General features: G+C 46.6%; 13 protein-coding genes. 8 read left to right on the forward strand and 5 right to left on the reverse strand.

Annotated features, from left to right (window positions below):
- Positions 1-5 precede the first annotated feature (5 nt).
- Both V6C93_RS32085 and V6C93_RS32090 read right to left on the reverse strand, forming a co-directional pair.
- Positions 6-287 (reverse strand): hypothetical protein, encoded by a 282-nt coding sequence (locus V6C93_RS32085; protein ID WP_333480740.1) that lies wholly within the window; start codon positions 285-287, stop codon positions 6-8.
- A gap of 247 nt (positions 288-534) precedes the next feature.
- The gene (locus V6C93_RS32090) at positions 535-969 is read right to left on the reverse strand and encodes a nuclear transport factor 2 family protein (protein ID WP_333480741.1); all 435 of its coding nucleotides are present in this window, start codon (positions 967-969) and stop codon (positions 535-537) included.
- A gap of 222 nt (positions 970-1,191) precedes the next feature.
- Between V6C93_RS32090 and queG the strand changes: the two genes are divergently transcribed.
- From queG to V6C93_RS32110, 4 genes are all read left to right on the forward strand, one after another.
- Positions 1,192-2,154, forward strand: coding sequence for a tRNA epoxyqueuosine(34) reductase QueG (queG, locus tag V6C93_RS32095; protein ID WP_333480742.1), 963 nt, complete (start codon positions 1,192-1,194; stop codon positions 2,152-2,154).
- A gap of 194 nt (positions 2,155-2,348) precedes the next feature.
- Positions 2,349-2,999 (forward strand): HAD-IA family hydrolase, encoded by a 651-nt coding sequence (locus V6C93_RS32100; protein WP_349262899.1) that lies wholly within the window; start codon positions 2,349-2,351, stop codon positions 2,997-2,999.
- A 91-nt stretch (positions 3,000-3,090) separates the two neighbouring features.
- Positions 3,091-3,513: a fluoride efflux transporter CrcB gene (crcB, locus tag V6C93_RS32105; protein ID WP_333480744.1), complete on the forward strand. Its 423-nt coding sequence runs from the start codon at positions 3,091-3,093 to the stop codon at positions 3,511-3,513.
- Entirely contained in the window at positions 3,510-3,848 is a 339-nt protein-coding gene (locus V6C93_RS32110) for a DUF190 domain-containing protein (RefSeq protein WP_333480745.1), read from the forward strand. The genes crcB and V6C93_RS32110 overlap by 4 nt, the downstream gene beginning before the upstream one ends.
- A 239-nt stretch (positions 3,849-4,087) precedes the next feature.
- On the opposite strand, the gene V6C93_RS32115 is transcribed toward V6C93_RS32110, so the two are convergent.
- Positions 4,088-4,459: a hypothetical protein gene (locus tag V6C93_RS32115; RefSeq protein ID WP_333480746.1), complete on the reverse strand. Its 372-nt coding sequence runs from the start codon at positions 4,457-4,459 to the stop codon at positions 4,088-4,090.
- Positions 4,460-4,683: 224 nt separating this feature from the next.
- Positions 4,684-6,852: a CHAT domain-containing tetratricopeptide repeat protein gene (locus V6C93_RS32120; RefSeq protein ID WP_333480747.1), complete on the reverse strand. Its 2,169-nt coding sequence runs from the start codon at positions 6,850-6,852 to the stop codon at positions 4,684-4,686.
- 184 nt (positions 6,853-7,036) lie between these two features.
- On the opposite strand from V6C93_RS32120, the gene V6C93_RS32125 reads away from it, so the two are divergent.
- From V6C93_RS32125 to hetR, 3 genes are all read left to right on the forward strand, one after another.
- Positions 7,037-8,983 carry an FAD-dependent oxidoreductase gene (locus V6C93_RS32125; protein WP_349262900.1) on the forward strand — a complete coding sequence of 649 codons (1,947 nt, stop codon included), beginning with the start codon at positions 7,037-7,039 and terminating at the stop codon, positions 8,981-8,983.
- Positions 8,984-9,804: 821 nt separating this feature from the next.
- On the forward strand, positions 9,805-9,960 hold the full coding sequence (locus V6C93_RS32130; protein WP_333480749.1) for a hypothetical protein: 156 nt from the start codon (positions 9,805-9,807) through the stop codon (positions 9,958-9,960).
- A 241-nt stretch (positions 9,961-10,201) separates the two neighbouring features.
- On the forward strand, positions 10,202-11,101 hold the full coding sequence (gene hetR / locus V6C93_RS32135; protein ID WP_349262901.1) for a heterocyst differentiation master regulator HetR: 900 nt from the start codon (positions 10,202-10,204) through the stop codon (positions 11,099-11,101).
- Positions 11,102-11,219: 118 nt separating this feature from the next.
- On the opposite strand, the gene V6C93_RS32140 is transcribed toward hetR, so the two are convergent.
- Entirely contained in the window at positions 11,220-11,981 is a 762-nt protein-coding gene (locus V6C93_RS32140) for a TIGR00297 family protein (RefSeq protein WP_333480751.1), read from the reverse strand.
- A gap of 78 nt (positions 11,982-12,059) precedes the next feature.
- On the opposite strand from V6C93_RS32140, the gene V6C93_RS32145 reads away from it, so the two are divergent.
- Positions 12,060-12,269 (forward strand): VOC family protein (locus V6C93_RS32145; RefSeq protein WP_333480752.1); only part of this gene is annotated, 210 nt, incomplete at its 3' end.

Below are 12,269 nucleotides of genomic sequence, written 5' to 3' on the forward strand. Positions count from 1 at the left end.
CCGGATCAGGCTCCAGATATTGTGCGGCGCATTACGTTATCAGAGTAACGTAATGCGTAGTGAACCTCACTCTTGCTCGCTTGGTGCTTTGGTGGATAATTAGGCATGAGGGTTTTACTGAAGTAATGTCTTTGCGAGTTTAGCGTGATAGAAAATACTGAGTGGCTAAATTGGGTGGCAGGTGGACTGGCGATCGCCATCTTCGTTGGTGGAATGCTGATGATGTTCACAACCGTTTGGACGAGTAAGAAAAAATAAGCCCAGTCAACTCCCGATGTAAGTCGCATCGGAGTTTCCTCCAGCAGGCTTTATGGCTTCTAGAAAGAGGACACAGCTAGCGGAACCACAACACTTCTATTCACAAACAGGAGTCCGGTTACCAAAACCGTTACCAGAACCTTGTCGCAGCGAGGTAGTTTTACAATCCTATGTAAGTTAAGACTCCTCATGCCGAACGCCGTGGAACATCCAGTCCCACGGTTTTTTGTTGCCCTCAGTTTCAAAAAAAGTGCAACGGTTGACGGCAAAAGTCTATTAACGGCGGAGATTGAGTAACTCTTGGGGAGAAGCTAAGAGCTTAATCTTGGCGTAAACAATTTCCCGTTCTAGGTTGAGTATAAATATCCAAGCAACATTGACGCCGAACAAAGGGGTCTGAACTTTGCCTCTGACCTGAATCTGAATTTGGTTCTCTTCTAGGGTTTCGGTTATTCCCTCACGAGGGAATAGCTGCATTCCCTTCGCTTCTGCTTTCAGGTAGATGGCGATCGCTTCTGGCCCTTCTATAGGCTCCTCAAAGGGTGGATGCATCACACCTGTTGGCGCAAACAAAGCCGCTGTACCTTCATACTCACCCGCATTCATGGTTTGAAAATAACGCTCTACTACTGGCTCCTCAATTCCCTCTATAGTCAAGTCAACAGCAGTAGCTGGCTGAGTATTTGTACTGTTATCTTTCGCAATAGTCATCGGATAACGCTAATTTTCTAAATTACGATATTAGTTTTAAAGGAAAAAGGCAGGCTGACACCTGCCCTCTTAGAGGGAGCGTGCAGCACACAATAGGAGGCATGTATGTCTTGCCTGAGCTCGTTGATGTCATATTGCAACGTTTTGTTAATATTTTTCCAAAAAAATGCTCAATAACATTCAATAAACATTAGGATTAATAGTTTGGGCTATTTGTGAGCAATGTCACTGCCAGAAAAAATATCTGTCAGCAGCAATCAAGTCAAGCAGAAAGCGCGATCGCTGGGTTTTCATTTATGTGGAATCGCGGCTGTGGATGATGACCCTGATTCATCGGCGGTTCAACATCTTAAAGAGTGGTTGGCGCTGGGGTACCAGGCTGATATGGCTTGGATGGACAATCCCAAGCGCTCCGACATCCGCAACTGTATGCCCCAAGTGCAGTCTGTCATTTGTGTTGCCCTAAACTACTACACCCCACACCAGCGTCCTCAAGGTTCTGAATATGCCAAAATCTCCCGTTACGGTTGGGGGCGAGATTACCATAAGGTAATGCATAAAAAGTTGAAGATATTGACGAACTGGCTCTCGGAACAAGGTGAAGGGATTCTAGCTCGTTACTATGCTGATACAGGACCCGTTCAGGATAAAGTCTGGGCTCAACGGGCAGGAATTGGTTGGATTGCCAAAAATGCTAATGTAATTACACGGGAGTACGGCAGTTGGGTGTTTTTAGGGGAAATTTTAACTAACCTGCCCTTGACCCCAGACACTCCTTATACCCAACATTGTGGTACCTGCACTCGCTGTCTGGACGCCTGTCCTACAGGTGCGATCGCCAAACCATTCGTTGTAGATGCCAATCGCTGCATTGCTTACCATACAATAGAAAATCGGCGTCAAGAATTACCAAAATCTCTAGCACCCCATTTAGAAGGCTGGGTTGCAGGTTGCGACATCTGCCAAGACGTTTGCCCTTGGAACCAACGCTTTGCTCAAGAAACCGATGTGGCAGAATTTCAACCCTACCCCTGGAATGTGGCTCCCATGCTTACCGAGATAGCAACTCTCTCAGAAGATGAGTGGAACCGACGCTTTCCTGCATCGGCGCTACGGCGGATTAAACCAGAGATGCTACGACGAAATGCTCAAGCTTCCCTTGAGGTGGCTCAAGCTTCTAGTTAATGGATTTTCCATCAAGAGATAGCCCAAGGCTCTTGGAAACTAGGCGAAGAAGGTCATCAAATAAAGCGAGTGATGTATGACCTTTCCCAGCCTTGAAAGATTTCAACCCCTGGTCGTTAAAGGTTACATCAAAATAGGCTTGTCTCCTTTCCATATTCCCCAGTTTCTTGTTCTTGAAAAATCCAGCCGGAATAATGAGTAAAAAAGTAATTATTTTTGATTTTGATGGCACCTTAGCTGATACCTTCGATGCCCTTGTTGTCGTTACTAATCGCTTAGCTTTAGAGTTTGGTTATCCACCAACGACTCCAGAGGAACTACCTAAAATTAGAAACTTAAGTTCTAGGGAAATCATTAAGAAATCAGGAGTTCCAATTTTTAAAATACCATTTTTTCTGAAAAAAATTAGAGAATATTTGCATAAGGATATTCTCAACCTAAACCCAATTCCTGGCATTAAAGAAGCTCTACTCCAGTTAAAGCATGAAGGATACTGTTTAGGGATATTGACCTCTAACTCAGAAGAGAATGTCAATCTTTTCCTGAAAAAGCATGGAATAGAAGATTTGTTTAGTTTTATTTATTCAGAAACTTCACTATTTAGCAAAGATAAATCAATCAAAAAGTTGATTAAAAAAAATCATTTAAATTCGGAAGAAGTCATTTACGTAGGAGATGAAACAAGAGATATTGAAGCCTCGAAAAAAATTAATATCAAGGTGATTGCGGTCAGTTGGGGGTTTAATTCAAGAGAAATATTAACCAAACACAACCCCGATTCGTTAATTCAGCAGCCTAGTGAATTAATTGAGGTGCTGGGAAGCTTACAACAAATTGTCTCTTAAGTTTTGGGGCAGGCACCTGGAGATGAGGATGATATTGTTTGCTTAAATACGAGCCCAGCTTTTTACGCAATTTTCTTTTGGTCTGTTGTTAATGCTGCAAGACCCTACCCTTCGCAATCCCATCGCTATCAGTTTAGGCGCGATCGCAGGTGCGCTCTCGCGTTACTATCTCACTTTATGGTTTGCCCAGCGCTTCGGCACAGCTTTTCCCTACGGTACCTTTTTTATTAATCTCACCGGCTGCTTTGTGATGGGATTCTTCGTCACCTTTGCTTTAGAACGCGTGGCGACAATTCCTCCGGAAGTTCGCTTAATGGTCACTACTGGCTTTTTGGGCGCTTACACAACGTTCTCAACTTACGGATTAGAGAGTCTTTCTTTATTGCGCGATGCTTTCGGCAAGCGCTTCGCCCTAGGCAACTTTTCTGCTTTCAGTCTTTACTGGGCAGGTAGTGCAATACTCGGAATTATCAGCGTTCAGCTGGGAGCTATCGTCGCCCGGTTAGGAAAATGACAACTTATAAACAACTTACTATCTACATCGGTGAATCCGATCATTGGCACAATCAACCCCTGCATATCGCCCTGATTGAAACGGCCCGGAAACGGGGACTGGCTGGCGCAACTGTAACACGAGCAATTGAAGGATATGGCAAACATAGTACCATTCATACCACTCATATTCTGGAATTGTCCTCGGATTTGCCGATTGTGGTGACCCTTATTGACCGTGAGGAGGTGCTGACTGACTTTTTGCCTGTAATCAAACAGATGGTTAAAGATGGATTGGTAACGATGCAAACTGTAGAAATCCTCCACCACGCGCCAAAATCAGAGAGCGATCGCTAATGTTTTGGATTTGAGTGGCTCAATGAAAGCGGTTAGTGATCGCGTTCTCTGTTGTGGAGAAAAGCGACCGCTTTTGTCTATTAGAGTTCCCTGAAATCAGACAGTTGTACCATCCAGGGAGTGAACGCTCCAACTTCGTATCTCGCGCCTTAGCGCTATCGTGCAGCGAACCCACTGCATTTCATCCTCATTTCATTTTCCTGTGTCAATAATGCGTTTAACTGGGCGGGTGGCAACATCTATTTCTTCTCATTCTCTTCAATGTTGACCCTATTGCAGTGTTGAACGGTGTAAGCCTCTAAGCGTTCAGGCACCTCATATTGCTGACCGGTAAACGGTTGACTATAGTAACCCTCCTCAAAGCCACGAGCAAATTCGCCCCCTACCGTTCGAGGTTTAAATGCTTCGTTTTTGCGAGCGCTTGCTTGACCTTCTCGATAACCGTCTCTGTAAGCACTGGGATGATCGGCAGCGTCCCTAACGACTCGCAATTGTTGCACGGGAACACAAACAGTTGTCTTTTTCGGTTTAGCTTGAGCTATTGAACAGAAGCATGAGGATACAGATGCAATAGCTAAAGTAAACAGAGTAACCCTGACTATCTTACTCATTGCTTTTGTGTGATCGCTGTTTCTCGTTTTTCTATCTCTGGCTTAAGCCGGCTTATGCAGTTGGCTTAAAAGTATGTTTACCTTAGTTTGTTGTACAGAGTACCATAAGTATGTTTTTATCAGACACAAGGGGATTTTTCTAGTGGTTGGAAGGAGAACCGAATCACTCCGCTAGAATTCCCAAGCGGTATAGCAAGCGATTGTTAACTAACGCACATCAAAGGTCAACTGGCATCACCAATCAAGGTAAATGCTGCCCAGTCTTTAGGGTTAGGGTGCTGCTTCATCGTCGCGAGTATGGCTTGACGCAGTGATTGGGCTTTATCAGGATTTTGCTGCCATTGACGATAAAACTCAGTCATCAAGAAAGCTGTGGGGGCATCTGGTACTGACCACAGGGACACAATTACACTCGGAACTCCCGCACTTATAAAAGAGCGAGAAAGACCAACCACGCCATCGCCAGTGATATTACCTCTGCCTGTATCGCACGCACTTAAGACTACTAACTCGGCGTTGAGTTCCATATCTAGTATTTCGTCAGACGTAAGCAGACCATCGTTAAGCCGATTTGCTCTTTTCGGGGCGAGTGCGATCGCGCCCGGTACGCCGAACTGCTTAAAATCATCCAGTAGCCCGTGAGTGGCTAGATGAATAATCCTAGCTTTGGTCATCTGTTGCCTGACTGTTATTTCACTGGCAGCGTTACCCGTAAGCGCCGTGGTATTGAGCAGTTGGGCAATTGCTAAAGCTTCTTGTTCCGCACCTGGTAGCGGCGATAATTCTATCTGTTCTCCAGACAGGTTCATGATGTTGCTGGGCATCATGGGATTACCGACTACCACTACATTGGTTCCCGATACATTTTGCCGTTTTTCCTGCGTTAGCTGTAGCACCTGAATGGCTGGTGCGGTCAAAATGGTGTGTTTTTCAATCAGGTATTTGCCTTCTTTGTCTTGTAAGGCGGGGAAGGGAACAAGGAACAGCTCACCTTGAGGAATAAAAATGACGTGAGCATTGGGGTCGGTAGGCAAGGATTGAGCGATAGGTTCGATCAGCAGTTTGTGGAGTTGCTGCAATTTTTCGCTTTGGGTTGCTGTATTGACTGTTTGTTGTACGCCCAGGCCGCGTCCTCTGACACCGATAGAATCACGGCTGTTAGTAACAAGGTCTTTTAATGATGTATTCAAAGATTTAAGGTCAACCTGCTTAAATGCCACATCACCTGTAGGCTTGATTACCCATATGTAGAGTATCTGATTCGCCATGACCGAATACTCAACGAGTGTGGCATTCTGAACCCCTGCAATTTGCTGGATGTCTTGGATAGTCAGAGGTTTGAGCCTGGGTCGAGTCTTGGGATTATTTGATTGCCGCTGTGCTAATAAATCTATAAATGCTCTTGCTCTCCCCCTTTCGGCAAATTCTAGAGCAGAATCGATTTTACCCTGGGCAACCAAAGCCTGTTGCAGTTGTTGGTAGTTGTCGATATTAGTATCAAAGAATGATATATTATCCGCGTCAGTTAATCTGAATCGCAAAAACTCCCAAATCTCAATCGCAGCAAGTAGGACTTTTTCCGCATCAGCATATTGACCCAAAGCGTTGTAAACAGCTCCCATTCTGCTGAGCGTCTGCCCTTCCCCTACCTTGTCCTGCACTTGTTGGCAAATGGCCAAAGCTTGCTCGTGGTACTTCAAGGCTTGGGCATACTGCCCCTGATTGTAGTAAATTAAGCCTATTTGGTTGAGAGTTGCTCTTTGCCCCCTCTTGTCGTCTTCCGTTTTGAAAATGCTCCAAGCTTGCTCGAGTAATTTTAACGCTTGGGGAAACTGTCCTAGCTGGCGGTAAGTTGTCCCAAAGTTATGGAGAATTATCCCTTGCGTCACCGTGTTGTTCTTTTCTTTGGCAATAAATAAAGCTTGTTCGTAGTACTTTAAGGCTTGAGGATACTGTCCCAGTCGGAGGTAAACTGTTCCAATGTTGTTGAAAGCTACTCCTTCCCCCGCCTTGTTACGCACTTTTTGGTTAATAATTAAGGCTTGCTCGTAGTATTTCAAAGCTTGGACATACTGTCCTAGATTGTCGTACACTAGCCCAATTCTATTGAGAGCGTCTCCTTCAAGTTGAGTCCAACCGTTTTTTCTGGCAAGTGCTAAAATCCGCTGAAGCGTTTCTAACGCCGACCGAAACTGACCCCTTTTAAACTGCCGATTGAGCATCAGGCTTAACTGTGTCACCTGGTTGGCTAGTTGTCGTTGGTCTGGAGTTATTTGTGCTTGTGCGGATAGACCAGAGAGTCCTAGAGTTAAGTCCCCCAGTTGTAGGGCAGAAGTCAAGGAGAGGAGCAAGGTTGCGCTGATAAGGCTGAGACGGCGAAGGCGAAGATGCATGGGTAGAGTTTTTAATCGACAACCTGACTTTTGCTTTCCCTACAGAATATCGGAACGAGCATTGAATTTAGATACTGGGTCAAAAACCAAAAAGGTCTCAAGCCCATGACGGAAAGTCATGGGGACAATCCAAAATCCAAAATCCAAAATCCAAAATCAGAATGACAAGACTTATGTGCTTTCAATGGTTAATCCAATATTGACAACTGATGTCTTAGTTGTTGGAGGTGGTACTGGTGGTACTGCTGCTGCCATCCAAGCGGCACGTAGAGGCGTCCGAACTATCCTCGTGAGTGAATTCCCTTGGTTAGGAGGAATGCTCACTTCTGCGGGTGTCGCAGCACCGGACGGCAATGAGTTAGCTGCCTTTCAAACCGGCCTTTGGGGTGCCTTTTTGCGAGAACTCTGGCATCGGCAGGAAGGGGGGTTGGATAATAGCTGGGTCAGTATGTTTTCTTACGATCCCCGCATCGGAGCCCAGATATTCGCGGATTGGGTGCAGCAACTTCCTAACCTGAAATGGATTGCGGGACAGACCCCGTTAGAAGTTTTGCGACAAGGCGACTGCATTACAGGTGTTCGCTTCGCTGATTTCACAGTCCACGCCAAGATTACCCTAGATGGCACGGAACTAGGAGACTTGTTGGCATTGGCAGACGTGCCGCATCTTTGGGGGTGGGAGTTGCGATCTGCCCAAGGCAGCAGTGCTGATTCCTTCTCCTTGCGGAGACGCTTCGCTAACGGAATCGCAACGCTTTCGCGATCGCACTTCGAGGAACCTAGTGCCCCCATCTCTCCTAATGATCTTACTCAGCGATATCCCGTGCAGGCTCCAACTTGGATCGTTATCCTCAAAGATTTTGGAACTGCTGAGGTGGCCCCAGAAATCCCCATTCCCCCCAATTACAGCCCAGAACAGTTTACAGGTGCTTGGGACGACTACGGCGCAGAGCTGTTTATGAATTATGGGCGCTTACCTGGAGGGCTGTTTATGATCAATTGGCCCATACACGGTAATGACTATGGTGAAGGCGTGGGGCGCTTAGTTGAATCGCAAGAGTTGCGGCAGCAATTTCTACAGGAAGCGCTTTGGCACACGCAGGGTTTTGCTCGGTTTATTCAAACTCAACTAGGTCGTCGTTACGGTTTAGCCGATAACATCTTTCCTCACTCTCTACTGGGTGGGGGGGCTTATGCATTACACCCCTACTACCGCGAAAGCCGACGTCTTCAGGGATTAGATACCGTGCGGGAACAAGATATTTTACCCGTTGCTGGAGGGCGAGTAGCAGCTTTACCACTGGATGGGGCAGGACATGCGATAGCGAAGCGCTGCCGCCTTGGGCAGATCGCCTCAGGCGCTACGCGTAGCGAAATAACTTCCATCGCTGTAGGAAACTACCCCAATGACCACCATTACCCTGGGGTCAATTTTCCCTTAAAACCGAAATCAATCCGCTGGGGTGGGCGCTGGACGGGAACACCGTTTACCATTCCCTACGGTTCCTTGGTGCCGATATCAACCGATGGCTTTTTAGTTTGTGAAAAAAATATTTCTGTGTCTCACATTGCCAATGGTGCTACTCGGTTACAACCACTGGTGATGAACATTGGTCAAGCCGCTGGCATGGCGGCTGCGTTGTGTGTTGAACTCAGATGCCAACCCAGAGATTTACCTATAAGGCGTCTGCAAGAAGCCTTGCTAGAAAACTCAGTTGCCCCAAGCGCCATTATTCCTCTGTTCAATTTGCCAGCCAACGATCCAAACTGGCTGTATTGGCAGCGTTACTACCTAGATCATCCAGAAAAGTATCCGATACATGGGAATGTCGGTGTTAAAGAGTTGAAGATTAAACGGTTGAATTGTAAAAGTTGGGAAGATAAGCTGCAACCCGCTAGCTTGCAAGCTTCAACCTTTACTGGCTTTTTTCAACGTCGCGACCAACAGGATTACATTCTTACTCTGACTGAGCCAATAATTCACGCGGGTCAAACTTGGATACTGATTACCTTGCAACCAGAGGTCGATGCGCAACTTGAAGCTTGCAAGAACCAACAACGGCTAACGGTCTGGGGACGTCTCAATCAATCAGGCGGTTGGCTGGTCATTGAAAAGATGGAAGCTGTGTAATACGTGCGTAAAACAGTGAATTGTACCACCAATTTCTTCAGAATCCAATAAATTCCGACGGAAGTTTTTCCTGACGCTTTAGTAGGAACTCCGTATCAGGTAATAGAAATCCTGATACGGACATCTGCTATGAGCATTTACACCTCTATTCTCCGTCAACTAATCTCGGTTGAGACCCAAAAAGATGACAAGTCCCCCCATCGTGGTAGTGGACGCTAATGTCTAGATCGCACTTGGCTGGTTCTGGGAAAAATAAGGGCAACTGCAAACCCATGAGTCGAAATACTTAAGCTTTTGCGTCGTGTTACTGTCGGGTAGCAACGCCAAGGACTTTAGTAGATTGCCTTTTGTGGCAGCCATAGAAACATTTTAGTCGTTATTATCCCGCCAGCCTAAAACTTATCACAAATATTCTCACTCTTCAACAAAATGCGGCAGGATTCCTCACTTACACGGACAGCGTTAAGTGTGGGAGGAATGCCGCTCTCCTGATTATGATAATTTTATATATTTATTGGCGTTGCTGGCTCTCTTAGAGGTTAGCAAGTGTCAGCGAAAAACTTTTGGTGAACTACAGCCTTTGGCAAATCTGAATCGAATCGGAACACAAATGTAATCCGTTTAACCGTTACATGGGCTAAGCCTCAGGAGCTTGTCGATAGTCAAAGCAAGCTTCAGTAGGAGTTTTTCCTGAGGCTGCCATCGAAAGTCCGTATCAGTGAGTAGCCACCCTGATACGGACTTCCCCTATGCCCGCATACTCCTCAGCGCTTTTCTTGTTAAGTTTTCTAACAATTACACTGTCTGTTGAATCTCGGCTGATGGCCTACGGCTCACCCAATCTACGAGAGCCTCCAAGTTTTGGTCAGATGTTAGCGGCTCAGACCCAAACTCGCCCGAACCCACGTCCCCATCCTGGTAGCCCACGTCGGCCTTTCAACCAATTACAGAAAACGGCATTTCCTCAGTTATTATAAAGTTTCCTGGAAGAACTTTATCCCTCAGATTTCCTCTGGCGGCAGAGAAATTCTTCTAGATTCCCGTTTTCTCTTTAGTTTTCTATAATTAGAGAGAAATTAGGCTTTAACATAGCATTAGGGTGCTTTAAGTAAGCGCATGTTCTACAGTCGTGAGTTGAACTCACTGCTCAGGTGAAATAGTGAGACAAGTCACTCAAGAACAAAAATTGTTTATCCATGCGATATGACCGCCCCTAAGATGATGAACCAAGTCGATCTGATCAAAAGCCTTAGCCCCAGCGCAATGGATCAGATTATGCTATATCTGGCTTTCAGCGCGATGAGAACCAGCGGACACCGACACGGGGCTTTTCTAGACGCCGCAGCAACCGCTGCTAAGTGCGCAATCTACATGACCTATTTGGAGCAGGGTGAAAATACCCGGATGACGGGTCATTTACACCATATTGAGCCAAAGCGGGTCAAGGTAATCGTTGAGGAAGTCCGGCAAGCTTTATCCGAAGGGAAGCTGTTGAAGATGCTGGGTTCTCAGGAACCTCGCTATCTGATTCAATTCCCCTACGTCTGGATGGAACACTATCCCTGGCAACCAGGGCGATCGCGCATCTCTGGTACCAGCCTCAACGCTGAGGAAAAGCGATACATTGCGGAGAAACTGCCCGCTAACCTGCCAGATGCTCAGGTGATTAACTCCCTACAGTTTTTGGAGTTGATTGAATTCCTGCACAGTCGTTCTCAGGAAGAGTTTGAACAAGAGCGGCGCGTGCCTTTAAGTGAAGCGATGGCGGAACACATCAAGCGTCGTCTGCTGTACTCCGGTACAGTCACACGCATTGATTGCCCTTGGGGATTGCCGTACTATGCCTTGACCGGTGCGTCTTACTCGCCAGCCGATGGCAAAGAACGCACTTACACAATGGTCGAGGATACAGCGCGGTACTTCCGGTTAATGAGAGATTGGGCAGAGCGTCAGCCGAGTGTAATGCGAGTGCTGGAAGAATTGGATATTCCGCCAGAGAATCTTGACCAAGCGATGCAAGAACTGGATGAAGTCATCCGCGCTTGGGCTGATAAGTATCACCGCGCCGATGGTGAGCCAATGGTGCTACAAATGGTTTTTGGCTCGAAAGTAGACTAGGGGTGAAAAGAAGGGTTGAATGTTGAAAGTTGTCAAGTTGAAAGTTGGGAAGATAATCTTTAATCTCCTCAACAGTGCAACATCAATAACAACCTTCCAACCTTCAACCTTCCAACCTTCAACCCAAGCTGTACCAGCGCCATGCTAAAACCAGCAGCACCGCCACGATCGCACCAATCAGGGTATTGATGAAATTCACGACTTCATTAGTCATCCAGTCGAATTTGGATTGCAGGGTTGCGCCAATCAAACTCTCTAGGTTGGTGGCAATAAAAGCTGATATTGCACAAAACACTACATCTGTCAAGGAAATTAGACCAACGCCCCAACCAATTAAGGCGATCGCAAACGATCCCACGACACCCGCGAGCGTTCCTTCTAAGCTAACCGCTCCTTCAGTTCCCCGCGCCACAGGCTGTAAGGTCGTGATCAGATAGGTTCGTTTCCCGTAAGCTTTGCCAACTTCACTGCCACAAGTATCCGAGAGCTTTGTGGCTAAACTGGCAACATAGCCTAGAAGCAACAAACTTCGATAAGGCGGCGCAACGAGTAGCGTGCCCAAGGCACAGAGTGCTCCAGTCAGAGCCGAACCCCAGACATTTTCCGGCCCTCTCGCACCCGATCGCTTTTCAGCAATGCCTGCGGCTTCCTTTTGTTCCATCCCGATGCGGGTTACAGCAGAACCAACAAGGAAGTAGAACATCACAACCACATAGCCCTGCCAACCCAACGTTCCCCAGATCAGAACACCGAGCAGCCATGCGTGAAATATCCCTGCTGGCGTGAGTAACTTCTTCGGGGCAATCCAGACAATCGCCAGTAAAACTGTATTCAAGCCAACCGCAACGAGCCAAGGAGTGAAAGAAGTAGTAAAAAGCATCACAAATTTGTGAGGAACATCCTATTGTGATTTTAGGGTTAAGAACACTCAGGGAAAATCTAAATCTAAAATCGCTATATGAACACAGTCCTCTTTCATCTCGCGTTTCCCGTTACTGACATTGAGCAGACCAAAGAGTTCTATGGAAATGGGCTGGGCTGCGAAATGGGGAGAGAATCCCGTCATGCCTTGATTTTCAATTTGTACGGTAATCAGCTCGTAGCTCATGTTACCCAAGAACCCCCAACGCCACAAAAGGGCATTTATCCGCGACACTTTGGGCTGATT

The sequence above is a fragment of the Allocoleopsis sp. genome (assembly GCF_036703385.1).
Classification (GTDB): Bacteria; Cyanobacteriota; Cyanobacteriia; order Cyanobacteriales; family Coleofasciculaceae; genus Allocoleopsis.

Bases quoted from the DNA above. Each gene is read 5' to 3' on its own strand.
- crcB (WP_333480744.1), top strand. From the start codon at position 3,091: ATGCTGCAAGACCCTACCCTTCGCAATCCCATCGCTATCAGTTTAGGC.
- V6C93_RS32115 (WP_333480746.1), bottom strand. From the start codon at position 4,459: ATGAGTAAGATAGTCAGGGTTACTCTGTTTACTTTAGCTATTGCATCT.
- V6C93_RS32085 (WP_333480740.1), bottom strand. From the start codon at position 287: ATGCGACTTACATCGGGAGTTGACTGGGCTTATTTTTTCTTACTCGTC.
- V6C93_RS32140 (WP_333480751.1), bottom strand. From the start codon at position 11,981: ATGCTTTTTACTACTTCTTTCACTCCTTGGCTCGTTGCGGTTGGCTTG.
- V6C93_RS32090 (WP_333480741.1), bottom strand. From the start codon at position 969: ATGACTATTGCGAAAGATAACAGTACAAATACTCAGCCAGCTACTGCT.
- V6C93_RS32130 (WP_333480749.1), top strand. From the start codon at position 9,805: ATGGCCTACGGCTCACCCAATCTACGAGAGCCTCCAAGTTTTGGTCAG.
- V6C93_RS32100 (WP_349262899.1), top strand. From the start codon at position 2,349: ATGAGTAAAAAAGTAATTATTTTTGATTTTGATGGCACCTTAGCTGAT.
- V6C93_RS32125 (WP_349262900.1), top strand. From the start codon at position 7,037: ATGGTTAATCCAATATTGACAACTGATGTCTTAGTTGTTGGAGGTGGT.
- hetR (WP_349262901.1), top strand. From the start codon at position 10,202: ATGATGAACCAAGTCGATCTGATCAAAAGCCTTAGCCCCAGCGCAATG.
- queG (WP_333480742.1), top strand. From the start codon at position 1,192: ATGTCACTGCCAGAAAAAATATCTGTCAGCAGCAATCAAGTCAAGCAG.
- V6C93_RS32110 (WP_333480745.1), top strand. From the start codon at position 3,510: ATGACAACTTATAAACAACTTACTATCTACATCGGTGAATCCGATCAT.
- V6C93_RS32120 (WP_333480747.1), bottom strand. From the start codon at position 6,852: ATGCATCTTCGCCTTCGCCGTCTCAGCCTTATCAGCGCAACCTTGCTC.